The sequence below is a fragment of the Saccharopolyspora gloriosae genome (genome assembly GCF_014203325.1).
Taxonomy (GTDB): domain Bacteria; phylum Actinomycetota; class Actinomycetes; order Mycobacteriales; family Pseudonocardiaceae; genus Saccharopolyspora_C; species Saccharopolyspora_C gloriosae.
The window spans coordinates 4,327,310-4,350,743 of the sequence record NZ_JACHIV010000001.1 but is presented as its reverse complement, the minus strand read 5'-3'; the positions used below and the strand labels follow the sequence as shown (position 1 = coordinate 4,350,743).

Annotated in this window: 21 protein-coding genes; 12 read left to right on the top strand and 9 right to left on the bottom strand. The window is 71.5% G+C overall.

All coding sequences use genetic code 11. From position 1 onward, the window contains the following. Positions 1–36: 36 nt before the first annotated feature. The 6 genes from BJ969_RS19150 to BJ969_RS19125 form a co-directional block, all read right to left on the bottom strand. Positions 37–2,655 (bottom strand): type 1 periplasmic-binding domain-containing protein, encoded by a 2,619-nt coding sequence (locus BJ969_RS19150; protein ID WP_184480617.1) that lies wholly within the window; start codon positions 2,653–2,655, stop codon positions 37–39. Positions 2,656–2,807: 152 nt separating this feature from the next. Next, positions 2,808–3,923: a lactonase family protein gene (locus BJ969_RS19145; protein WP_343071489.1), complete on the bottom strand. Its 1,116-nt coding sequence runs from the start codon at positions 3,921–3,923 to the stop codon at positions 2,808–2,810. A gap of 130 nt (positions 3,924–4,053) precedes the next feature. Next, positions 4,054–5,007 carry an NADP-dependent oxidoreductase gene (locus tag BJ969_RS19140; protein ID WP_221316596.1) on the bottom strand — a complete coding sequence of 318 codons (954 nt, stop codon included), beginning with the start codon at positions 5,005–5,007 and terminating at the stop codon, positions 4,054–4,056. 156 nt (positions 5,008–5,163) lie between these two features. Further along, complete coding sequence (locus BJ969_RS19135; protein WP_184480613.1) at positions 5,164–6,555, bottom strand: GntT/GntP/DsdX family permease; 1,392 nt, start codon at positions 6,553–6,555, stop codon at positions 5,164–5,166. Between the two features lie 17 nt (positions 6,556–6,572). Further along, on the bottom strand, positions 6,573–8,162 hold the full coding sequence (locus BJ969_RS19130) for an N-acyl-D-amino-acid deacylase family protein (protein WP_184480611.1): 1,590 nt from the start codon (positions 8,160–8,162) through the stop codon (positions 6,573–6,575). Positions 8,163–8,189: 27 nt separating this feature from the next. Next, positions 8,190–9,494, bottom strand: coding sequence for an amino acid deaminase (locus BJ969_RS19125; RefSeq protein ID WP_246456991.1), 1,305 nt, complete (start codon positions 9,492–9,494; stop codon positions 8,190–8,192). Positions 9,495–9,631: 137 nt separating this feature from the next. On the opposite strand from BJ969_RS19125, the gene BJ969_RS19120 reads away from it, so the two are divergent. Beyond that, positions 9,632–10,021, top strand: a complete 390-nt coding sequence (locus BJ969_RS19120) for a RidA family protein (RefSeq protein WP_184480607.1) — start codon at positions 9,632–9,634, stop codon at positions 10,019–10,021. A 208-nt stretch (positions 10,022–10,229) separates the two neighbouring features. Then, on the top strand, positions 10,230–10,760 hold the full coding sequence (locus BJ969_RS19115; protein WP_184480605.1) for a formaldehyde-activating enzyme: 531 nt from the start codon (positions 10,230–10,232) through the stop codon (positions 10,758–10,760). Positions 10,761–10,784: 24 nt separating this feature from the next. Here the strand turns inward: BJ969_RS19115 and BJ969_RS19110 are convergent, their stop codons facing one another. After that, complete coding sequence (locus BJ969_RS19110) at positions 10,785–11,093, bottom strand: DUF1844 domain-containing protein (RefSeq protein WP_246458322.1); 309 nt, start codon at positions 11,091–11,093, stop codon at positions 10,785–10,787. Between the two features lie 434 nt (positions 11,094–11,527). Between BJ969_RS19110 and infC the strand changes: the two genes are divergently transcribed. From infC to BJ969_RS19065, 9 genes are all read left to right on the top strand, one after another. Continuing rightward, positions 11,528–12,037, top strand: a complete 510-nt coding sequence (gene infC, locus BJ969_RS19105; protein ID WP_374108151.1) for a translation initiation factor IF-3 — start codon at positions 11,528–11,530, stop codon at positions 12,035–12,037. 188 nt (positions 12,038–12,225) lie between these two features. Beyond that, positions 12,226–12,420 carry a 50S ribosomal protein L35 gene (gene rpmI / locus BJ969_RS19100; protein ID WP_184480603.1) on the top strand — a complete coding sequence of 65 codons (195 nt, stop codon included), beginning with the start codon at positions 12,226–12,228 and terminating at the stop codon, positions 12,418–12,420. Between the two features lie 117 nt (positions 12,421–12,537). Further along, positions 12,538–12,906 (top strand): 50S ribosomal protein L20, encoded by a 369-nt coding sequence (gene rplT / locus BJ969_RS19095; RefSeq protein ID WP_184480601.1) that lies wholly within the window; start codon positions 12,538–12,540, stop codon positions 12,904–12,906. Between the two features lie 44 nt (positions 12,907–12,950). Further along, positions 12,951–13,742 carry a TrmH family RNA methyltransferase gene (locus tag BJ969_RS19090; RefSeq protein WP_246456989.1) on the top strand — a complete coding sequence of 264 codons (792 nt, stop codon included), beginning with the start codon at positions 12,951–12,953 and terminating at the stop codon, positions 13,740–13,742. A gap of 241 nt (positions 13,743–13,983) precedes the next feature. After that, positions 13,984–15,051, top strand: coding sequence for a phenylalanine--tRNA ligase subunit alpha (gene pheS, locus BJ969_RS19085; protein WP_184480599.1), 1,068 nt, complete (start codon positions 13,984–13,986; stop codon positions 15,049–15,051). A 36-nt stretch (positions 15,052–15,087) separates the two neighbouring features. Continuing rightward, positions 15,088–17,580 (top strand): phenylalanine--tRNA ligase subunit beta, encoded by a 2,493-nt coding sequence (gene pheT / locus BJ969_RS19080; RefSeq protein WP_184480597.1) that lies wholly within the window; start codon positions 15,088–15,090, stop codon positions 17,578–17,580. 302 nt (positions 17,581–17,882) lie between these two features. Beyond that, on the top strand, positions 17,883–19,331 hold the full coding sequence (locus BJ969_RS29830; protein ID WP_221315875.1) for a protein kinase domain-containing protein: 1,449 nt from the start codon (positions 17,883–17,885) through the stop codon (positions 19,329–19,331). A 65-nt stretch (positions 19,332–19,396) separates the two neighbouring features. Next, complete coding sequence (locus tag BJ969_RS19070; protein WP_184480595.1) at positions 19,397–19,867, top strand: DUF6924 domain-containing protein; 471 nt, start codon at positions 19,397–19,399, stop codon at positions 19,865–19,867. Positions 19,868–20,607: 740 nt separating this feature from the next. After that, the gene (locus BJ969_RS19065; RefSeq protein ID WP_184480593.1) at positions 20,608–21,546 is read left to right on the top strand and encodes an MBL fold metallo-hydrolase; all 939 of its coding nucleotides are present in this window, start codon (positions 20,608–20,610) and stop codon (positions 21,544–21,546) included. 37 nt (positions 21,547–21,583) lie between these two features. Here the strand turns inward: BJ969_RS19065 and BJ969_RS19060 are convergent, their stop codons facing one another. After that, on the bottom strand, positions 21,584–22,240 hold the full coding sequence (locus BJ969_RS19060; RefSeq protein ID WP_184480591.1) for a maleylpyruvate isomerase N-terminal domain-containing protein: 657 nt from the start codon (positions 22,238–22,240) through the stop codon (positions 21,584–21,586). 89 nt (positions 22,241–22,329) lie between these two features. On the opposite strand from BJ969_RS19060, the gene BJ969_RS19055 reads away from it, so the two are divergent. Further along, the gene (locus tag BJ969_RS19055) at positions 22,330–22,800 is read left to right on the top strand and encodes a DUF6924 domain-containing protein (protein ID WP_184480589.1); all 471 of its coding nucleotides are present in this window, start codon (positions 22,330–22,332) and stop codon (positions 22,798–22,800) included. A gap of 7 nt (positions 22,801–22,807) precedes the next feature. On the opposite strand, the gene BJ969_RS19050 is transcribed toward BJ969_RS19055, so the two are convergent. Further along, positions 22,808–23,401 (bottom strand): AAA family ATPase, encoded by a 594-nt coding sequence (locus tag BJ969_RS19050; RefSeq protein ID WP_184480588.1) that lies wholly within the window; start codon positions 23,399–23,401, stop codon positions 22,808–22,810. Positions 23,402–23,434 lie beyond the last annotated feature (33 nt).

Genomic DNA, 23,434 nt, shown 5'->3' with positions numbered 1-23,434 from the left:
CACCCGGCGTCGATCCGGGTGGCACGGGTCCGGACCTCAGTCGCCGAGCCAGGTGCAGCCCTCGGGCCTGGCCGCGGTGTTGGCCTGGTGATCGCCGCACACCAACAACGTGCGGCTTTCCTGCGCACCGCCTTCGATGCGTTCGATGGTGATCGCCTTGTGCACCGGGACCTGATCGTTCATCGGGTCCTGGTCGCTGCGGTCGTAGACGATCGCGCCGGTGCTGCCGGTCAGCATGCTCTTGGTGTGCGACAGCTCGTTCCACACGGTGAGCCCGTTCAGCGGCAACCCGTTGTACTTGAACTGGTCCACGGCCTGGCCGAGCAGTTTCATCGCGTCGCGGGCCAGCGCGGACCGTCCTTGGCTGGTGCTGCCGGAGTGCTGCAGCTTGTTGAACGACACGTAGTCCAGCCGGAGATCGGTGTGGTCCGGCATCTGGTCGTCGAGCACGAACTTCGTGATGTCGTCACCTGCGATCAGCTGCGGTCGTTCGTCGGGGTCGCAGGTCTGGTTGCTCAGGAATTCGTTGAGCCGTTCGGAACGTCCCGCGAAGAACAGCACCGTGTCCCGGCCGCACGACCGCGCGACGGTCGCGTTGTCGTCGGTCACGCTGACCTCGGCGATGCCGCGCCCGATGAGCTCGCGGCGCACGTCGGCGCCGAGGTTCTCGCTGTAGGCGTCGCCGCTCTCCTGGTAGATGGTCGCTCTCCGCACGGGGACGTCGAGGTGGTCCTGGATGTACCGGCCGACCACTGCCGCCTGGTCCTTGTTCGGCGGTGCCACTTGGAAGTACAGCTTGCTGGACTTCCACATCGAATCCGCCGAGGTGGTGATCCCGATGGTGGGCAGCCCGCCGTCGCCCAGGTCGGCGATGGCCTCCTTCGTGATCTCCCTGCTGCCGCCCATGCCCACCACGCCGACCACCGGTGACGTCGCTTCGCGCGGTGCGCCAGGCCGCCGGGCGTCCCCGCGTGCGGTGGCGTTCGTGCTCTCGGCTTCCCGCGCGATCGCGTTGATCCGTTCGGCGACGTCGGGGGCGTGCCGCATGCCTTCGCCGCCGTTGGCGATGAGCACCCGCAGCGGCAGCCGGGCCATGCGCGACTCCTCCTGCGCGTCGGCGACGCCGTGCAGCTCCTCCAGGGCCGCGGTGAGCGCGGTCGAATCGGAGTTGGTGGTCGTCAGGACGCTGAAGTAGACGATCGTGACGTACGGCAGGTCCGTCTGATTCCGGTGCAGTTCGTCGGCTTGCTCGTTGAGGTCGTGGATCCGGATCTGCGCCCGCTCGAGGGCTTCGCGCGTCACGTCTCCCTCTCCGTCCGGCTGCGAGAACACGTATCCGTCCGACACGCCGACGCATTCACCGTTGTTGTCCCCGAATCCGTCCGGGTCCGCCCAGATCAGGTCGCCGCCGGCCCACGGCCGCAGTTGTCCGCAGTGCTGCGCCCATTCCTTCACGTACCAGCCGCCCGCCCCGGCCACGACGATCACCGCCAGCAGCGCGGGCACGACCCGCAGGGCGCGCGCTCGCTTGGTGCGGATCGGTGCCTGCCCGCGGGGGAAGGCGGGGAGCGGTTCCACATCGGTCGGCGGGTTCTCCACTCGCAGCGGCAGGTACCAGGCCGTGGGCGAGCGCTTCCGCCTGGCCTCCAGCAGCTGCTTCTGCCAGCCCTGCACCGTCATCGGCTCGGCGGGTGCGGTGCCGTGCGGCAGTTCTTCCGGGCCGCTGGCCACGACCAGCAGGGGGTCCCGCGCGCCGGTCTCGTTGCGCACGTCGTTGATCAGCCGGATCAGCAGCTCGCCGGTGGTGCCGGGGGTGACGCCCTGCAGGAGCAGCACCGGGTAGTTGTCGCGCCGCATCCAGCGCCACCGCCACACCCGGCGCGCGTAGGCGTCGGCGAGGTCTTCCAGCAGGGCGTGCACGAGGAACTTGCGCACCTGGTTGGCGTTCTCGTGCACCGACGGCGTGCTCAGCAGCCGCTGCGCGAAGCTCGCGAAGTCCGCGGATTCGCGCGGCGACAGGTAGTGCTGGCGCAGGGACCAGCGCGCGGGCCTGCGCAGCACCACGCCGCGCTGGATCGCGGGCGGCAGGGCCCAGGACAGCAGCATCGCGGGCAGCAGCAGGTACCAGGGCAGCCCGAGCGGCTCGACCCGGTGCACGGTCGCGTCGACGCGCGCGCCCGCCCCGGCTCCTTCGGCTTCGGCTTGGCGGTTCTTGAGCCCGAACAGCCGCCCGCGCACGTATTTCCCGAGCAGTTCGCGGGCCTGCCGGTTCGGCACCTCGTCGGGTTCGGGCGGTTCCTCGTTGTGCTGCAGCAGGTAGCTGGCCAAGGCGTAGCGGCGGAAGCGGATCCGCCCTTGCCAGCGCCGTGAATCGTGCCGCCCCAGGCCGAGCGCGACCTTGTCCAGCAGCTGTTCCCGCATCAGCACCGAGGTGCTGAGCTCGTCGTCCGGCAAGGGCTGGCCGGCGTTGAGCAGCACGTGCGGCACCCCGCCGCCGAGGTGCCCGCCGAGCTGGGCGGTCAGCTCGTCCGGGCGGTCCTCCCGGACCAGGTGGAAGATCGGCTGCTCACCGACCGCTGAAAACAGGCCGGTGCGCCGCCAGCGGGACCCGATCACCGCGCGCAGCCCCTTGACCGGGATGGTGTTGTCCGGCATCCGGAACCCCCTCGATCCCCCCGAAACGAACCGCTCAGAGTAGCGATTTCACCTGTCCGGGGGGAGGGAGTCGCCGCGTCGGTGCGGGTTCTTCCCGTTGTCCTCGCGGGAATTCGCCCTTTCAGCCGAGCAGCTGACCCGATCCGGGCGCCTCAGCCACCGAACGCGAGCACCACGGCTCCGGCGAACGCGCCGGACTCCTCGGCGGGCGCGAGCAGTCCGGTGCCCGCGTCGCGGGCCAGCCGGGTGATCGTGCCGGAGCGCTGGTTCACCACGTGCAGCGCCGATTCGCCCGGCTCGAACGCGAAGTGCCGCGGCCACTGCCCGCCGGTCGGGGTGCTGCCGAGCCGTTCCAGGCCGTCGTCGCGCACGGCGAACACGGCGATCGTGTCGTCGCCCCGGTTCGAGGCGTACACGTGCGCGCCGTCGCCGGAGACCGCGATCTCGGCGGGGAAGTTCTCGCCGGTGGCGCCTTCGTCGCGGGTGTCGAGGACCTGCCCGGCGGTGAAGGCCGCGCCGTCCCAGTCCAGCACGGTGATCGTCGAGGCGTACTCGGCGAGCAGGTAGGCGCGCCCGCCGTCCGGGTGCCACGCGAGGTGGCGCGGCCCGGTCCCGGTCGGGACGGTGAGCTTTTGGCGCTGCACGAGCTTGCCGACCTCCAGCGCGTACACGAACACCGCGTCCGCGCCGAGGTCCACGGCCACCGCCAGATCACCGGCGGGAGCGATGAGCACCTGGTGGGCGTGCGGTTCGGCGGCGTCGTGGCGCACCAGGTCGGTCGCCTCGCCGACGCCGCCGTCGGGCTCGATGGGGTGCGCGGAGACGGTGCCGTCGGTGTAGTTCGCCGTCAGCAGGTACCCGTCGGGGTGCACGGTGAGGTGCGTCGTGCCGGATCCGCCGGTCTTCGCGCTGCCGAGCACCGCGGGCGCGGCGGGGTCGGCGAGGCTCAGCGCGGTGACTCCGCCCTGCTCCTGCTCGTTGGTGGTGTAGAGGACCCGGCCGTCGGGGGAGAAGGCGAAGAACGACGCGTCCGGGACGCCTTCGACGACCGCCGTGGAGGTCAGCTTCCCGGTCGCGGCGTCGAAGCCGGCCACTTCCAGCCCGAGGCCGACGGGTTCCGCGGAGGTCAGGCTGCCCACGTACGCCGTCGTCGTCGCGCGCGGCCCGGCCGCCGCGGTCAGCGGGGACAGCAGCGGCAGCGCGCTCGCTCCGGCGAGGACGCCGAGGAAGTTTCGGCGGCGCATCGGGTTCTGGGCGGGACCGGGCACGGTGGTTCTCCTTCGTCGGGTGCGTCGGCCGCCAGTCTCGTCGCCGCGCTCGACAATGGACCAGACCAAAATGGCCCAATCTCGTCCGCCCGAGATCGGCCGGGCGGCAAGACCGCCCGGCCGAGTCGGCTCACGGAGCGACGCGCAGCACCTGCTTGCCGCGGACCTCGCCGCTCTGCCCGCGCCGGTGCGCTTCGGCTGCCTGCGCCAGCGGCAACACCTCGTCGATCTCCACGGAGATCGTGCCGTCGTCGATGAGCTCACCGATCCGGCGCAGCGCCGTCCCGTCCGGCTCGACCAGGTATCCGGTGGCGCGCACGCCGCGCCGCAGGGCCCGCTCCAGCAGTTCGGGGGCGACGCCCGAGGGCACCGCGATCAGCAGCCCGTCCGGCTTGAGCACGTCCAGCGAGCGGGTGCTGGTGTCGTCGATGCCGTCCCCGACCAGGTCGAGGACCACGTCGACGTCGCCGGTGACCTCTTCGAAGCGGGTCTCCCGGTAGTCGATCACCTCGTCCGCGCCCAGCTCGCGCACCCAGTCGTGCTTGCTCGCGCGGGCGGTCCCGATCACGTGCGCGCCGAAGTGCTTCGCGATCTGCACCGCGAAGTGCCCCACCCCGCCGGAGGCCGCGTGCACCAGCACGCGCTGCCCGCGGGAGATCCCGGCGAGGTCGACCAGGCTCTGCCACGCGGTCAGCGCCGCCAGCGGCACCCCGGCCGCCTGGTCGTGGTTCAGCGTCGCGGGCTTGCGGGTGAACTGCCGGGCCGGTGCGGTCACGTACTCCGCGTAGGCGCCCGCCTGGCGCGGGAACCACGGCATGCCGTAGACCTCGTCGCCCGCGGTCAGGGTGTGCACGCCGAACCCGGTCTCCTCGACGATGCCGGAGACGTCCCAGCCGAGGACGAACGGCGGTTCGCCGAGCACGCCCGCCATGCCCCCGCCTTCGCGGGTCTTCCAGTCCACCGGGTTGACCCCGGCGGACACGACGCGCACCAGCACCTCGGTGGGCAGCGGGGACGGGCGCGGCACTGTCGTCTCGCGCAGCACCTCCGGTCCGCCGAGTTCGTCCTGGCCGATGGCCCGCATGGTCGTGTTGGTCATGATCCGTTCCCTGTCGTTCGTGCGCCGGAAGCCGAGGGGCGCGCATCCCGTCGGGCACCGCGGTGCGCGGCTGCCCTGCCGGGATACCCGCCCCTGCGGCGATCAACGCGCAGCGCCGGGTCCGGCATTCCGGCTCGGCCGCTACACCAGCAGGCTCAGCAGCGCGGCCATGGCGAAGCCGGTCAGCGACAGGATCGTCTCCAGCACCGTCCAAGTCTTGATCATGTCCTTGACGGAGATCCCGAAGTACCGCGAGATGATCCAGAACCCGCCGTCGTTGACGTGCGAGGCGATGATCGAACCCGCGGCGATGGCCACCGCGATCAGCGCCAGCCGCGGCTGCGAGAAGTCGGCGTCGGCCAGCAGCGGCGCGACGATGCCGCCGGTGGTCACGATCGCCACCGTCGCCGAGCCCTGCGCGATCCGCAGCCCGGAGCTGATCACGTACGCCGACACGATCAGCGGCAGCCCGGAGGCCTGCAGCGACCCGGCGAGCGCGTCGCCGACACCGGTCTCGGAGAGCACCTTGCCGAAGAACCCGCCCGCGCCGACGACCAGCAGGATCATGCCCAGCGGGCGCAGCGCCGCCGCCGTCAGCGTGGCCAGGTCCTGCCCGGTGAGGCCGCGCCGCGTGCCCAGCAGCCAGAACGCCGTCAGCACCGCGATGGTCAGCGCCACCACCGGATTGCCCAGGAACGTCAGCACGTCCAGCGCCGCGCCGGCGGGCAGCGTGATGCTGCCGAAGGTGCCGCCGAGGATCAGCAGCATCGGCAGCCCGATGACGAGCGCGACGACGCCGAGCTTCGGCTCGTCGCCGGACTCGGAGGTCAGTTCGGCGGGCGGTGCGGTGTCCGGGACGTCCACGTGGATGCGCTTGCCGATCCACGCCGGGAACAGCACGCCCGCCACGACGAACGCGGGAATGCCGCAGGCCAGGCCCATCAGGATGATCCAGCCGAGATCGACTCCGAGCAGCCCGGCGGCCACCACCGGCCCGGGGTGCGGGGGCAGGAACGCGTGCGTCATCGACAGGCCCGCGACCAGCGGCAGGCAGTACAGCAGGATCGACCGCCCGCCTTGCCGGGCGGCGGTGTAGACCAGCGGCGCGAGCACGAAGATGCCGATGTCGAAGAACACCGGGATGCCGAACAGCAGCCCGGACAACCCCATCGCCAGCGGCGCCCGGTTCTCGCCGAAGGCGGCGAGCAGCCTGCGGGTCAGCAGTTGCGCGCCGCCGGAGGCCTCCAGGATCGAGCCGAGGATCGCGCCGAGGCCGACGATCGCGGTGATGTGGCCGAGGATGCTGCCGAATCCGCTCTCCAGCAGCGATTCGCTGCTCTTCTGCGCGGAACCGACGAGGTCGGTGACGGGCACTCCGGCGGCGAGCGCCAGCAGCAACCCGGTGATGATCAGTGCGATGAACGGTTCCACCCGGAACCGGATGATCATCAGCAGCAATGCGGCGATGCCTACCGCGCACAACGTGAGCAGACCTGAGGTCTCCTGCTGCAACCAGTGCACTAAACCATCCACAGTGGACTCCTTGGGGGTCAGGAGGTGCGGCGTACCGCACGACCGGGCAGCGCGTCGGTGCGCCGCCCGGAGTCGAGGACGGGAACCCCGTTGACCAGCACCTGGTGCATCCCCGCCGCTGTGCTGCGGGGCTCGTCGAAGGTGGCGGTGTCGGCGACGGAGTCCGGGTCGAACAGCACCAGGTCCGCGACCGCGCCCTCCCGCACGCGACCGCGATCGGGCAGCCGCAACCGGTCCGCGGCCCGCGAGGTGAGGTGCCGGACGCACTCCTCCAAGCTCAGCACGCCCAGCTCCCGCACGTAGCGCCCCAGGTAGCGGGGGAAGGTCCCCCACGCGCGCGGGTGCGGCCGGGCGCCGACAAGCAGGCCGTCGCTGCCACCGGTGTGCGCGGGGTGGCGCATGATCGCGCGCACGTTCTCCTCGTGCCCGACGTGCATCAGGCAGGAGGTGCCGAGCCGCTCGGAGACCAGCACGTCGAAGAACACCTCGGCGGGTTCCGCGCCGGAGGCCCTGGCGGATTCGGCGATGCTGCGCCCCACCAGGTGCCCGTTGCGCTCGGCGTCGCGCACCCCGTTGACCTCGATGGTCTCCCAGTCGACCGGCACCCCGTGGCAACCGTCGGAACCCGCCACCTCCATGGTGTGCCGGATCCGCAACCGGTCAGCCGGATTCCGCAGCCGCGCCAGCGTCGCCTCGACACCGCCTTCGGCGGCCCAGCTCGGCAGCAGCGCGTGCAGCGAGGTCGCCCCCGGCAGGTACGGGTAGCTGTCCATCGTGATGTCCGCGCCCGCGGCGAGCGCGTCGTCGACCAGCGACAGCAGCTCGGGCGCGCGGCCCCGGTTCACCTCGAAGTTCATCGTCGCGTGCGCCAGGTGCAACGGGCAGCCGGACGCGCGGCTCACCTCGATCATCTCCGCGTAGGCCGTGAGCGTCCCCGCGCCGTAGCTGCGGTGGTGCGGGCTGTAGAAACCGCCGTGCGCGGCCACGACCCGGCACAGCTCGGTCAGCTCCGCGTCCGAGGCGTACATGCCCGGCGTGTAGGTCAGCCCCGAGGACATGCCGACGGCGCCCTCGGCGAGCGAGTCCGCGAGCACCTGGCGCATCCGGTCGAGCTCGGCGGGCGTGGCGTCCCGGTCGTCGTGGCCGACGCACAGCATCCGCAACGTGCCCTGCGGCACCAGGTACGCGGCGTTGACCGCGATCCCGGTGTCCAGCCGCGCGAGGTATTCGCCGACGCCGCGCCAGTTCCAGTCGAAACCGGGCGGGTCGTCGTTCCAGCCCGCGATCTGGGCTCGCACCGCGGCCAGCGTCGCGTCGTCGACCGGCGCGTAGGACAGCCCGTCCTGGCCCAGCACTTCCAGCGTCACGCCCTGCGAGACCTTCGCCAGGTGGTCCGGCTCGGCGAGGATCTGCAGGTCGGAGTGCGAGTGCATGTCGATGAAGCCCGGCGCGAGCACCAGGCCGTCGGCGTCGAGCACCCGCTCGCCGTCGAGCGCGCCCGGCGGGCCGATCTCGCTGATCCGCTCACCGCGGACCGCGACGTCGCCGCGGTAGCGGTCCCGCCCGGAACCGTCGACGATCGTCGCCGCGCGGAACACCCCGTCCATGTCGACCTCCGGTTCTCGCCGTGCGGGTCAGAAGAAGGTGCGCACCAGGTCGACCACGTTCTCCCCGTCGACCACCGGGATCAGCGGCCACTTGTCGAAGACGGTGCACGGGTGCGACAGGCCGAACCCGACCCAGTCGCCGATGCGCGGTTCGTCACCTTCGACGGCGAGGAACGCGTGCTGGTCGGCGAGCGAGGTCACCCGGCACGAACCGGGCGGGAGCTCCCGCGTCACCCCGTCGGCGCCGCGGAACACCTGCGGCTCCGGCAGGTCCTGGTCGAAGGACACGTCCCGGCGCCCCATCGTCACCAGCGCCAGGCCCGGCTCGGGGCGAGAGGTGATCTGCGCCCAGATCCGCATCGCGGGCAGGAACGGCGATTCCTCGCCCGCCAGCCGGTGCGGGCGGCCGAAGGGGGAGTTGCGCCGGTACAGCCCGTCGTCGTGGGTGATGTAGGCGCCGCTGCGCAGCACCGGCAGCACCCGCGCGCGCGTCGGCCACGGCGCCGCGAGCGACTCCGCGACCTGGTCGAAGTAGGCGCTGCCGCCGCCGGTGACGATGATCTCGTCGGTCTCGAACAGCTCCGCGCGCTCGATCTCGCCCACCAGCGAACGCATCCGGGACATGTATTCATCCACAGTGGCCAGAGCTGAGTCCGCGGTGCCGTGCGCGGCAGCGCCCTCGTAACCGCCCACGCCCGCCAGGCGGAGGTTCGGGCTCGCCGCGACCGCCCGCGCCACCTCCAGGGCCTGCTGCACCGACCGCGCGCCGGTCCGGGCGCCGTCCCAGCCCAGCTCCACCAGCACGTCCAGCGGGCGCCGGCCGGAGTGGGCCCCTGCCATCAGCGCCACCCCGTCGGCCGAATCCGCCCAGCAGCTCACCGAGAACTCCGGATCCGCGTCGAGCTCGGCACCCAGCCAGCGCAGCCCGGCCGGATCGAGCAGCTGGTTCGCCAGCAGCACCCGCCGCACCCCGAACGCCCGGTACACCCGCAACTGCGGGAGGTTCGCCGCGGTGATGCCCCACGCCCCGTGCTCCAGCTGCCGCTCGAACAGCCGCGGCGCCATCGTCGTCTTCCCGTGCGGGGCGAGCAGCACCCCGTGCTCGTGGCACCACCGCGCCATCGTCGACAGGTTGTGGGTGAGCGCGGCCTCGTCCAGCGTCAGCACCGGGCCGGTGAAACCGGAGCCGAACAGCGTCGGCTCGGAGCCGAGGAATTCCTCGACCGTGCGCCCGGACGACTCGGCTGGCAGGCCCTTGAACCGCCAGTCGAGGACTTCCTGGCGCAGCCGCGCCACCGCGTGCTGGTCGATGCCGGGTGCGGAGCGGGGCAAGGGGCCTCCAGTGCGAGCAGCGCGATCTGATCGGGAGATGATAAGCACTCGGACGGTGCAGTGGTCCAGACGAATCTTCGGACTCCGCCCTGGCCCGCCCATTCGCACCGGGAAACCGCCGAAACGCAGGAGGAACCATGCCCAGGACCATCATCACGAGCAGCGACGCCCCGACCCCGCCGCCGCACATCCCGCTCTCGCCGGGCGTGCGCAAGGGCAACATCGTGCAGGTCTCCGGGCAGACCCCGGTCGACCCCGCCACCGGTGAGCTCGTCGCGGGCGGCGTCCCCGAGCAGACCGAGCGCGCGCTGCGCAACGTCATCGCCGTGCTCGAAGCAGCCGGAGCCGGGCTGGATGACGTGCTGATGCTGCGCGTGTACCTCACCGACGTCTCGCAGTTCGCGGAGATGAACGAGACCTACGCCCGCGTCGTAGGCGAGCCCTACCCGGCCCGCACCACCGTCTACGTCGGCCTGCCCGCGGGCCTGCTCGTGGAGATCGACGCCCTCGCGGTGCTCGGCGACTGACCTCCGGCGGCCGGTGCTCGTCGTCGCAGGTTGCTCCGTTCCGGGGACCAGCGGGACCGAAGTCCGAAGCGGTGCGCGGTGGGCCGGTCGCGGCCGGTCGACCGCTCACCGCACCCGACCTTGACAACCGGGTGCGGTGCTCGGAAGGTGTCGATCAGTCACCCCGGTCCGCCCGGCCCGCCCGGAGCGGCAGCCAAGGAGGGCGGACATGACCACGTTCGGCGACCTCGACGGCCGGCTCGCGCAAGGCTGGGGCGGACGCAAACCCAACGGATGCCGGGTGATCGTGGTGCTCGCCCGCCGCGGCGGCACCACCGCGGCCGGGCTGCTGACCACGCTCACGGTCCCCACCGAGCGGCTCGCGCCGATCCTGGTCTCGGTCGGCGAGGACCGGGACTCCTGCACGGCGGTGCAGCCGCCGACGTTGCTGGTCGGCCACGAGGTCGCCGCCTCCGGGCGGACCGCGGCGCTGGTCTTCGGCGCGAGCCAGGTCGGCGTCGCGCAGGGCGTGCTGGACTCGGTGGCCGAGGGCCTGCTGGAAGCCGACCAGGAGACGATGGTCTTCGTGTCGTTGTGGTTGGACCACGACGCCGACGACGAGACGGCCGTGCGCTTCTCCGCGCGGGAAGCGGTCGGGGAGGCGATCCGGGACGCCGTCACCGGTCACACCAAGGAACGCATCCGCGGCCTCGTCGAGGAACGCGACCGGCTCACCCACCCGTACTACGGGGGCGACTGAACGCCCGCGGGCAGCGGGACGGGGTCAGTGCACCGGCCCGGTGTACTTCTCGCCGGGGCCCTGGCCAGGCGCGTCGGGAACGGCGCTCGCCTCGCGGAACGCGCGCTGCAGGCTCTGCAGTCCGTCCCGGATCGGCGCGGCGTGCAGCCCCAGGTACTCCACCGACGCCGTGACCAGTCCCGCGAGCGCGGTGATCAGGCGCCGGGCCTCGTCGAGGTCCCGGCTCGGCGCGGTGTCGGGGTCTTCGTCGCCCAGGCCGAGCTTCTCCGCGGCGGAGGACATCAGCATCACCGCGGCGCGGCTGATCACCTCGACGCTGGGAACATCCACCAGCTCGCGGACGTTGAGATCGGTGTCCGCCTCGGTGGCGGAGCCGGCCCCGAACTCCTGGGACCTGAACTCCTGCGATCCGTCCGGAATGCCGTCGGAGGGCGGGGTCGACTGCGGTTCGTTCACGGCTGGTACCCTGACATGAGCGACCAGCCCCCGCTTAGCCGGGGGCGGCAAAGTGGAGCCCCGCTCCCACCCGTGCAGCCGACTCTCAGGCCGCCGGGTCCCGGTCACATCGGCGCACCGCGCCGGTGGCATGAGCGGTATTGCGGTACCGGTTCGATCGGTAGGAGTAGGGTCTCGCGCTTCCGGGAATCCGGAGTGCGTGGGACTACTGCACGTCCAGGGGCAGAGCTTCACGCGCCGAGGCTTGCAGCAAGACCGAAGCATCGAACCGAGGAGGCCCCATCAGCACGGAGACGCGCATCAACGACCGCATCCGCGTGCCCGAAGTCCGCTTGGTCGGACCGAACGGCGAACAGGTCGGCATCGTCCGCATCGAGGACGCGCTCCGCCTGGCGCAGGAAGCGGATCTGGACCTTGTCGAGGTCGCCCCGCAGGCGCGCCCGCCGGTCTGCAAGCTCATGGACTACGGCAAGTTCAAGTACGAGAGTGCGCAGAAGGCTCGCGAATCGCGCCGCAACCAGCAGCAGACCGTCATCAAGGAGCAGAAGCTCCGGCCGAAGATCGACCCGCACGACTACGAGACGAAGAAGGGTCACGTCACCCGCTTCCTCGGTCAGGGTCACAAGGTCAAGGTGACGATCATGTTCCGCGGTCGTGAGCAGTCGCGTCCCGAGCTGGGCTTTCGTCTGTTGCAGCGGCTGGCCGACGACGTCGCCGAACTGGGGTTCATCGAGGCCAACCCGAAGCAGGACGGCCGTAACATGATCATGGTCCTGGCGCCGCACAAGACGAACAAGACCAAGCCGAAGGCGACCGCGTAAGGCCACCGGAACGCGTCGGTAGCCGCCCCGGCCGCTGAGCCGGGGCCGGCGCCACGATGCGATGGTCGGACGCCGGCGCCGGTCGGGTGCAAGGCCGACCGGTCGGAGAGCCCGGTCGGGCAACGGGCCGATCAGGTCCGCCGTGGAGTTCCCAGCCGCGGCGGACCCCGTATGAGAAGGATTGAGAGATGCCGAAGAACAAGACCCACAGCGGGACCGCGAAGCGCTTCCGGGTCACCGGCAGTGGCAAGCTGCGTCGCGAGCAGGCGGGCCGTCGCCACATCCTGGAGAAGAAGTCCAGCCGGGTGACCCGTCGCCTGGAGGGCACCGAAGCCGTCGCCAAGAACGACGTCAAGCGCATCAAGAAGCTCCTGGGCCGCTGAGCCGCCGCACCTGCGCGACGCCCCCTCGCGGGCGGATCGCCGGTGCACGTGCTCCCCAGTGCTCCCAGCCCCCCAGGGCGGTCCCGCCGCCCCCGATGAGATCGACAGGACGGACCCGTGGCACGCGTCAAGCGGGCAGTGAACGCCCAGAAGAAGCGCCGCAGCATTCTCGAGCAGGCCAGCGGTTACCGCGGCCAGCGCTCCCGGCTGTACCGCAAGGCCAAGGAGCAGACGCTCCACTCGAACGTCTACGCCTACCGCGACCGGCGTGCCCGCAAGGGTGACTTCCGGAAGCTGTGGATCACCCGCATCAACGCGGCGACCCGGCAGAACGGCCTGAGCTACAACCGCTTCGTGCAGGGCCTGAAGGCCGCTGAGGTCGAGGTGGACCGCAAGATCCTGGCGGACCTCGCGGTGCGCGACCCGCAGGCCTTCACCGCTCTGGTGGACGTCGCCAAGCAGCACCTGCCGGAAGGTGCGGCCTGATCACCGAGGGCACGCATGAGCCTCAGCGACCCGAGACGCCTCCGTTGACGGAGCGTTCGTCTCGGGTCGTTGTTGCGCGCAAGCTCACTCGCCGCGCCGGGCGGGACCGCGCGGGCGAGTTCCTCGCGGAAGGTTCGCAGGCGGTCGGCGAGGCGCTGGCCGCGCACACGGCGGGCCGGGTGCGGGTGCGATCGCTGTTCGCCACCGAGGAGCAGGCCGCGAAGCTCACCGACGCGGGCGTCCCGGTGCACGTCGTGACCGATCGGGCGGCGGCCTCGCTGTCGGAGACGGTCACCCCGCAGGGCCTGGTGGCGCAGTGCGAGCTGCCGGCCACCACGCCCGCGGAGGCGCTGGCGTCCCGGCCGCCGCTGGTGGCGGTGCTGCTGGGCGTGGCCGATCCGGGCAACGCGGGCACCGTCGTGCGCGTCGCGGACGCGGCGGGCGCGGGTGCGGTGCTGTTCGCCGGGGACACCGTCGATCCGTACAACGGCAAGGCGGTGCGCGCGTCGACGGGCAGCCTGTTCCACCTGCCGGTGGCGCGGGACCGGGACGCGCTCGCGGTGCTCGCCGCCTGCCGGGAGGCGGGTCTGCGGCTGGTCGGCGCGGACGGCTACGCCTCCGACGACCTCGATTCGGCTTCGGTGCGCGGCGAACTGGCAGGTCCGACGGCGTGGGTGTTCGGCAGCGAAGCCCACGGCCTGCCGGAGGACGTGCTCGCCGAGCTGGACGCGACGCTGCGGGTGCCGATCTACGGCGGTGCGGAGAGCCTGAACCTGGCCACCGCCGCCGCGGTCTGCCTGTACGCCTCCGCGCGGGCCCAGCGCCATCACGGATAGTCATCGCAGCCGCCCTCGGACCGGTGAACACGCCCAGGAACGCGGCTGCGCGAAAATCGCTCGACCGGGTCGCTTAGACTCGTGTGGCTGCGGCACGCATCCGCAGGTCACCTAGCAGGTGAAGGCCCATCGGGAGCCCCGGTGGGTGCGCTGGACGAGAAGGTCATGCCGGGCGGGTCACGCCGTACTTGTCATGCCTGACAAGTGTCGCCTGACGAATGACGGGAGTCATGCAGTAACGATGTCTGGAGCCAACGACTCGTACGACCCCAAAGAGGTCGCCGCACTCGCGCCGGAGACGCTCGACCGCGCCGTTGTCGAAGCCCGCAAGGGGTTCGAGGAGGCCGCCGATCTCGACGAGCTGGCCGCCGTGAAGCCCGCGCACCTCGGGGAACGTTCGCCGTTGCTGACCGCGCGCCGCGAGATCGGGGCGCTGCCGCCGAAGGCGCGGTCCGATGCGGGCAAGCGCGTCAACGAGGCGCGGCAGGCGATCCAGGGCGCGTTCGACGAGCGCCGCGCCGTGTTGCAGGCCGAGCGCGACGAGAAGGTGCTGCGCGAGGAATCCGTGGACGTGACCTTGCCCTCGGGCCGGGTCCCCGCGGGCTCCCGGCACCCGATCACCCAGCTCACCGAGCAGATCAGCGACGTGTTCGTGGGGATGGGCTGGGAGGTCGCCGACGGGCCCGAGCTGGAAGCCGAGTGGTTCAACTTCGACGCGTTGAACTTCGGCAAGGACCACCCGGCGCGCACCATGCAGGACACGTTCCACGTGGCGCCGGAGGACTCCGGCCTGGTGCTGCGCACCCACACCTCGCCGGTGCAGGTCCGCTCGCTGCTGAGCCGCGAGCTGCCGGTGTACCTGGTGTGCCCGGGGCGCACGTTCCGCACCGACGAGCTCGACGCCACGCACACCCCGGTCTTCCACCAGGTGGAGGGCTTGGCGGTCGACGAGGGCCTGACGATGGCGCACCTGAAGGGCACGCTCGACGCGTTCGCCCGCGCCATGTTCGGACCCGAGTCGGCGATTCGGCTGCGCCCGAGCTTCTTCCCGTTCACCGAGCCGTCGGCGGAGCTCGACGTGTGGTTCCCGCAGAAGAAGGGCGGCGCCGGCTGGGTCGAGTGGGGCGGCTGCGGCATGGTCGACCCGAACGTGCTGCGCGCCTGCGGGATCGACCCCGCGGTGCACACCGGGTTCGCGTTCGGCATGGGCTTGGAGCGCACCCTGCAGTTCCGCAACGGCATTCCTGACATGCGTGACATGACCGAGGGCGATGTGCGGTTCACCGAACCGTTCGGCATCGACTCGTGATCCCCGTCCCGCTGCGAGAGAGAAGGACCTGAGCAAGTGCGGATTCCGGTTTCCTGGCTGGCCGAGCATCTGGAGCTGCCCGCGGACACCACCGCCGACACGCTGGCGGAGGCCTTCGTCCGGATCGGGCTGGAGGTCGAGGAGGTCGCCCACCTGTCGCAGGTGAGCGGCCCGCTGGTGGTCGGTCGTGTGGCCGAGATCGAAGAGCTGTCGGGGTTCAAGAAGCCCATCCGGTTCTGCCGGGTGGAGGTCGGCGACGCCGAGGACGGCGAGCGGCCCACGCAGGGCATCGTGTGCGGCGCGACGAACTTCTCCGAGGGCAACCTCGTCGTCGTGGCGCTGCCCGGCACGGTGCTGCCCGGCGGGTTCGAGATCGCTTCGCGCAAGACCTACGGTCGCGTCAGCGAGGGCATGATCTGCTCGGCCAAGGAGCTGGGCATCGGCGAGGACCACGACGGCATCCTGGTGCTGCCCGCGGGCGTGGCCGATCCGGGTTCCGACGCCACCGAGCTGGTGGGCCTGGACGATTCGGTCATCGAGCTGGCGATCACGCCGGACCGCGGTTACTGCTTCTCCGTGCGCGGCCTGGCCCGCGAGCTGTCCAACGCCCTGGAAGTGCCGTTCGGCGACCCGGCCTCGATGCACGTGCCGGAGGACGAGCGGGCTTCGCGCGAGGTGCGCATCGAGGACGAGTCGGCGTGCTCGCGGTTCGTGTTCCGCCGCGTGACGGGCGTGGATCCGACGGCGCCGACGCCGTGGTGGATGCGGCGCAGGCTGGCGCTGGCGGGCATCCGGTCGATCTCGCTGTCGGTGGACGTCACGAACTACGTGATGCTGGAGCTGGGGCAGCCGCTGCACGCGTGGGACGCCTCGAAGCTCACCGGTGACGTGGTGGTCCGCCGCGCGGCGGAGGGCGAGAAGCTCACCACCCTCGACGACGTGCAGCGCGAGCTGGACCCGGACGACATCGTGATCTGCGACGAGTCCGGCCCGGTCAGCCTGGCGGGCGTGATGGGCGGCGCGAGCACCGAGATCGGCGCGGAGACCCACGACGTGCTGCTGGAGGCGGCGAACTGGGATCCGGCGAGCATCGCCCGCACCATCCGCAGGCACAAGCTGCCCAGCGAGGCGGGCAAGCGCTTCGAGCGCACGGTGGACCCGGCGGTGGCCCCGGTGGCCGCCGAGCTCGCGGCGAAGCTGCTGGTGCGCTACGGCGAGGGCCGCATCGCGCAGGGGCGCACGGACGTCGGTTCGCCGCTGGCTCCGGCTCCGGTGACGATGCCGCTGGCGCTGCCGGACAAGATCGCGGGCGTGTCCTACGAGCGCGGGATCACCGCTCGCCGGTTGTCGCAGATCGGTTGCCGCATCGAGGTCGGCACCTCGGACGAGGGCGTGGGCCTGGTCACCGCGCACCCGCCGACGTGGCGCCCGGACTTGAAGCAGGCCGCGGACCTCGTGGAGGAGGTGCTGCGGCTGGAGGGCTACCACACGATCCCGTCGGTGCTGCCCGCCGCGCCTCCCGGCCGGGGCCTCACGGCCGCGCAGCGTCGCCGCCGCGCGGTGTCGCGGGCACTGGCCGCTGACGGTCACGTCGAGGTGCTGCCGTTCCCGTTCACCAGCGACGAGGTGCTGGGCAAGCTCGGCATCGGCGAGGACGATCCGCGTCGTCGCGCGCTGTCGCTGTTCAACGCGCTGGAGTCGGACCGCTCGCAGCTGGCGACCACGCTGCTTCCCGGCCTGCTGGATTCGTTGCAGCGCAACGTGTCCCGCGGTCAGCGCGACCTGGCGCTGTTCCACATCGGACAGGTCGTGCTGCCCGCGCAGCAGCCGCCCGCGATGCCGGAGGTCGGCGTCGCGCAGCGGCCGACGGACGCGGAGATCGCCGCGCTGGACGCGGCGCTGCCCGCGCAGCCGACGCACGCCGCGGTGGTGCTGGCCGGCAAGCGCGAGCGCCAAGGCTGGTGGGGTCCGGGCCGCGACGCGGGCTGGGCCGACGCCGTCGAGGCGGCGCGCACGGTGGCCAGGGCCGCCGGGGTGGAGCTGACGGTGGCCGCGGGCGACCTGCTGCCGTGGCACCCGGGCCGCTGCGCCGAGCTGAAGGTGGGCGACGTCGTCGTCGGCCACGCGGGTGAGCTGCACCCGAAGGTCGTCGAGGAGCTGGGCCTGCCGAAGCGCGCCTGCGCGATGGAGATCGACCTGGACGCGCTGCCGCTGGAGGAGTCTCGCCCGGCGCCGTCGATCTCGTCGTACCCGCCGGTGCTGCTGGACGTGGCGCTGGTCGTGGACGAGGCGGTGCCCGCGGCGGAGCTCGTCGACGCGGTGCGTTCCGGCGGCGGCGAGCTGCTGGAGGACGTGCGGCTGTTCGACGTCTACTCCGGCGAGCAGCTCGCGGACGGCAAGAAGTCGCTGGCGCTGGCGCTGCGGTTCCGCGCCGCGGACCGGACCCTCAAGCAGGAGGAGGCGACCGAGGCCCGCGATTCCGCGCTGCACGCCGCCGAATCCCGCTTCGGAGCAGCACTGCGCGCCTGACACCGCGTCGAACGAACCGGGGTGTTCTTCCTGAGCGGAAGAACACCCCGGTTTTTTCATTCCGCACTTCCGACTCCGGCGGTGGCCGCCGATCGTGCGAATGCGGGATCGAATGGGTGCGTGCCGCTCCGAATTCCGTCGCCGATCGGTGCGCGTTCCGCCGAACGCATCGCTTGTCCGGGCCATGCGGAGTAGTCGTCCGAGTGAATTCCCCTTTCCCACCCCTGTGCCCGCGGGTCCCTCCGGACCTGGCAAAGTCGATCGTGACGTGATCGCAGTGGAATGTGTGGAGGAGTCGTGTCATGAGCGCTCAGGATCGACTGGTCGCCGGGCGGTATCGGGTGGAGTCGAGGCTGGGCAGTGGCGCGATGGGCGTGGTCTGGAAGGCCTCCGACGAGCGCCTGAACCGCACGGTCGCGGTGAAGGAACTGCACTTGCGCCAGTCGCTCAACGACGCCGACGTGCAGACCGCGAAGCGGCGGGCGATCCGGGAAGGCCGGATCACCGCGAGGTTGATGCACCGGCACGCGATCGCCGTGTACGACGTGGTCGAGGAGGACGGCCGTCCTTGCCTGATCATGGAGTTCTTGGAGTCGCGGAGCATGGAGGCGGTGCTCGCCGATCGGGGGACGATGCCGGTCGCCGAGGTCGCGAAGCTCGGCGCCGACGTGGCCTCCGCGCTGGCCGCCGCGCACGACGCGGGGATCGTGCACCGGGACGTGAAGCCGGGCAACATCCTCGTCGCCGAGGACATCACCAAGATCACCGACTTCGGGATCTCCCGCGCGCTCGGTGACGCGAGCACGACCGGGGTGCTCGCGGGAACTCCCGCTTACCTCGCCCCGGAGGTCGCGCAGGGCGGCAAAGCGGATTTCCACACCGACGTCTTCTCGCTGGGCTCCACGCTCTACGCCGCGCTGGAGGGCCGTCCGCCGTTCGGCTTGGGGGACAACTCGATCGCGCTGCTGCACCGGGTCGCGGCGGGTGACTTCGACGTTCCGGAGCACGCGGAGGCGCTCACGCCGGTGCTGCTGCGGATGCTGGCGACCGAACCGGCGCAGCGCCCGACGATGCACGAGGCGCAGCGCGCGCTGGCCGCGGTCAGCGACGGGAAGGAACTGCCGGAGTCGTTCACCGCCGTGCCGGTGCCGACTCCCACGAAGCCCGCGCGCCCGGAGGTCCCGCCGCAGCCGGAGCCGGAGTCGTCGGGCAATCGCGGTCGGTACGGGCTGATCGTCGTGGGCGCGCTGCTCGTCGTCGGTGCGGGCGTCATCGCGGCGCTGCTGACGGGCAACCTCACCGGTGATCCCACCGCGTCCAGGCCCGCCGCTTCGCAGCCGCCGCAGCCGCGGCCCGAGCCGAGCCCGGTGTCACCGCCCGAGCAGCAGCCCGCGCCGGTGGAGCCCCCGGCCCCGCAAGCACCGCCGCAGGCGCAGACGCCGGACGCGGTGGTGTCGGAGTACTACGCGGCGATGCCGGGGAACCTGCCCGCCGCCTGGGAGCAGCTCACGCCGGATTACCAGACGAACCACGCGGGCGGCTACGAGGCGTTCAGCGAGTTCTGGGCGCCGGTTCAGAGCGTGCAGGCTTCGAACGTGTCGACCGAGGGCGCGAACTCGGCGCTGGCCACGATCACCTACGACTTCGACGACGGCCGCACGGTCGAGGAGAAGACCCGCTACACCCTGGTCCGCGACGGGGAGAGCTGGAAGATCGCCGCGACCACGGTCCTCAGCAGCCGCACCCGCTGAGGGTCCTGGGCTGCGCGGCCGGTCGCGGCGGTCGGATTGTCGGTGCCGTCCGGCACACTCGCCTCATGTTGATCTATCGCACCGAAGACGACGAGTTCGACGCCCTCGTCGTGCGCGTCGACTTCTCCGACGAGCTCGCGTGGGGAACCGTCGCGGAACTGCTCGAACTCCCTTACGGCAGCGAAGAATTCGAGTCGTCCAACCAGCTCGTCGACGACCCGTCCTTCACCGGCGCGACTCCTGATGAGGTCTTGGCCGCGGCGGCGGGAGAAGCGCAGCCGCCGGTCGTGTTCTTGGCGGACGCGGCGACGATGCGCGAGCCGTACCCGCTGCTGGCGGTATCGACCTTGGCCAGGGAAGAAGCCGAGGATGACGACGAGTACGAGTCGGAGATGGAGTACGGCCGCGAGTTCCGCCTCGTTCCGACGGCCGTCAGCGAGATGCACGTGAACTTGACCATCGCGAACATGGACTTCTCGGAGTTCTCCGGTTCGGCGGCCGACGACGATCAGAGGATCCACCGCGGCTTTCTCTGACCGGGAAAGCGCACCGGCTCAATGGGCTTTCCCGTCGTGCAGGGGAAGTCGCCGTGCTCAACCGAGAGCGAGCGGGAGTCTCGTCGCTCGTCCGGCTGCTTCGGCGGGGGCCCGTCTGCCGGTGCAGATCAGCGGCGCGGCCTGGTCGGAGAAGGTACTCGGGGAACTCCGTTCCGGCGATCTGCTCCAGCATCGCGCGTGACCGGGCGATGCCCTGGGCCGGTGGTTCGGCCGGGTCGGGGAGGTGCGTGATCAGGTCGAGGTGGTGCATCCAGGACTTGCGCGGACGGGTAGTCGCCCGCGGCGAGGATTTCGTCGTGGGCGCCGACGGCCAGCCCCGGGGCGGCGGGTCCGGCGGCGCCGACGTCGTCGAGGTGGAACTCGAGCAACCGCGGTTCCGCGTACGCGGTCGCGAGCCGGACTGCCAGCGCGCCCAGCGGGTCGTCGTCGGTGGGTGGTGTGTCTAGCGACGACCCGGCAGGTGATCTCGTTCCGGGTCGGATCGGTCTCGGCCGGTGTCGTGAAGGTGATCAGGACGTCCTGGGCGTCGATGATCAGGTGGCACACGAGGTCGCGCACGGAGCCGTCCGGTGCATCAGGACGGTGAGAGCTGGAAGATCGCCGTGACCGCGGTCCTCAACAGCCGCACCCGCTGAGGCGTTCTTCCCTGCGACGAACGAGCACTCATGTGAGCCGGATGTGCATCGATCGGATCGTCCAGCCTGCTTAGGGTCGTCGGCATGGCGAACGTGAGCAGGAACGTGCAGCGCATGGTGCTGGGCGACGTCGAGGTCATCCGGATCGTCGAATGGCACGAGCCGTTCGTCCCCGCCGCCGAGATGTTCCCGGACGTCGCGGCCGGCGTGTGGCGGGACAACGAGCGCTGGCTGGCCCCGGACCACTGGGAGCCGCGCAGCGGCCGGGCGGTGATCGCGTTGCAGACGTGGGTGCTGCGCAGCGGCGGGCGGACCGTCCTGATCGACACCGGTGCGGGCAACGGGCGCGAACGTCCGGGCATGGCCCCGTTCCACCGGTGCGAGGGCGACTTCCTCGGGCTCCTGGACCGCGCCGGTGTGCGTCCGCGGGACGTGGACGTCGTCGTCAACACGCACCTCCACGTCGACCACGTCGGCTGGAACACCACCGGCGCCGACGGCGATTGGGTGCCGACGTTCCCGCGGGCGCAGTACCTCGTCCCGGCCGCTGACGACTTCCACTACGGGCCGGACAACCCCGATCCGCGCGGTCTCCAGGAGGTCGACCGGCTGATCTACGCCGACAGCGTCGCGCCCGTCCACCGGGCGGGGCAGGTCGTGCTGTGGGACGGCTCGCACCGGATCGACGACCACCTCACCTTGGAGGCGGCGCCCGGCCACACGCCCGGTCATTCGGTGCTGCGGCTGGCTTCCGGGAACGACCGCGCGGTCTTCGCCGGGGATCTGCTGCACAGCCCGGTGCAGATCCTGGATCCGTCCTGCAGCAGCAACGCCTGCCTGGATCCGGGGCGGGCCGCGGCCTCCCGCCGCCGGGTCCTCGCCCGCGCGGCCGAGGAGCGGGAGCTGCTGGTTCCGGCCCACTTCGGTGGCTCCGGCGTCGTCGAAGTGCGGCGGAACGGCGACGCGTTCGCCCTCGGTTCCTGGGCGGCGCTCGACTCCGCGCCGACACCGGTGTCCGGATGAGCGAGCCGTCGAATCCGCGCAGCGGTGGGAAAATCGCTCACCCGAGGATGAGCGGTACCCGTCTGCCCAGTGCGCCCAGCGCGGTTCGTTCGACCTCGGTCGGCTCGCGTCGGCCGGTGCCGATCAGCAGCGCGTCGCGGTGCGAGAACGACGTGGGGAACGCGGCGCCGGCGATGCGTCCCAGCAGCGCGCGGGACGCGGCGAGGCTCGCAGTGGGCGGGTCCGCGGCGCCGGGCAGGTGCGCGATCAGGTCCAGGTGGTGCAGCGTCCATTCGAGGACGTACGCGGACAGGTAGTCGGCCGTGGTGAGCACCCCGCCGCGGGTGCCGACGCGGCGCCCGGGGTCGGCGAGCGCGGCGGCGCGGTCCGCGGCGGACCCGACGTCGTCCAGGTGGAACTGGAGCAGCCACGGTTCCTGGTAGGCGGCGGCCAGCCGGACGGTCAGCGCGTCCAGCGGATCGTCCCCGGTCGGCGGCGAATCGGAGACCTCCCAGTAGGTCGCCGCGTCCCGCGTAGCCGCTTCGTCCACGGGTGTCGCGAGGGTGATCAGGACGTCCTGGGCGTCGATGATCAGGTGGCACGCCAGGTCCCGCACGAGCCACCCGGTGCAGCCCGAGGGGCGCGCGAAGTCCTCGTCGGCGAGTTCGGCGACGGCCGTGCGCAACGCCGTCCAGGTGAGTGAGAACAGCTCCACCGGAGCAACCTAGTGCTCCGGCGGAACGCCGGGCAATCGTTTTCGGAGCTTCCGGCGGGATTGTCGGTGCGCCCGTGCATACTCGCCCCATGTTGATCAAACGATCCGAAGAGGACGAGTTCGACGCGCTGGTCGTGCGCGTGGACTTCTCCGACGACGCCGCGTGGACCGAGGTCGTGGGGCTGCTCGAAATCCCTTGGGGCGACGACGAATTCGACTCCAGCAACCAGCTCGTCGACGATCCCGCGTTCACCGGGGCGAGCCCGGACGACGTGCTGGCGGCGGTGGAGGAGGAGCACAAGCCCGCCGTCGTCTTCCTGGCCGACGCCGAGACGATGCGCGGTGCGCACCCGCTGCTCGCGGTCTCGACGCTGACGCGCGAGGACGCCGAGGACGAGGACGACTACGAGGAGGAGATGTCCCACGGCCGCGAGTTCCGCCTCGTGCCGGGGGCGGTCAGCGAGATGCACACGAACCTGGAGATCGCGAACATGGACTTCACGGACTTCTCCGGCTCCGCGTCGGGCGACTCGGAGCGAATCCACCGCGGCTTCTGCTGAGCTCCGGTCACACCGCGGCCTCGGCGGGAGCGCGGCGGAGGATGTCCTCGACCGTCTCCTCCGGGGTCTGCTCGGAGGTGTCGAGCCAGAGCCCGAGGCGCGGGGTGTCCTCGCGCAGCACCGCGTCGAGCGCGCGCACGGTCCACTCGTCGTAGGCCGCCTTGTCCCGTTCCCCTTCGCGGTCGGCGATGGCGGCGGCCTGCGGCGCGAGCACGACGACGTAGAGCGGGCGGCTGCGGATCTCCTGCGCGATCTCGGTGAGGTGTTCGCCGATCACGACGTCCTGGGCGATCACGGTGAAGCCGGCGGCGGTGTACTGCTCGCAGGTCTGGGCGGTGAGCCGGTGGCGCAACCGGAGCTGGTCGGTCGCTGCCTCGCTCGGTTCCGGTGTCATGTCCTGCCTGCCGTTGACGATCATGCGGCGGAACAGGTCGCCGCGCAGGTGCACGGAGTTCGGCAGTCGTTCCGCGAGCAGCTGCGCCACGGTCGACTTGCCCGCGGCCTGGATGCCGGTGATCAGCACGACCCCGGCGGCGAAGTCTTCCGGCGTCGGCGCGGGCGCGCTCGCCGGGTCGGTGCGAGGTGGTGAGGCGGAGCCCATGGAGCACCTTTCCGAAGGGGGCGAGCGCGGTGT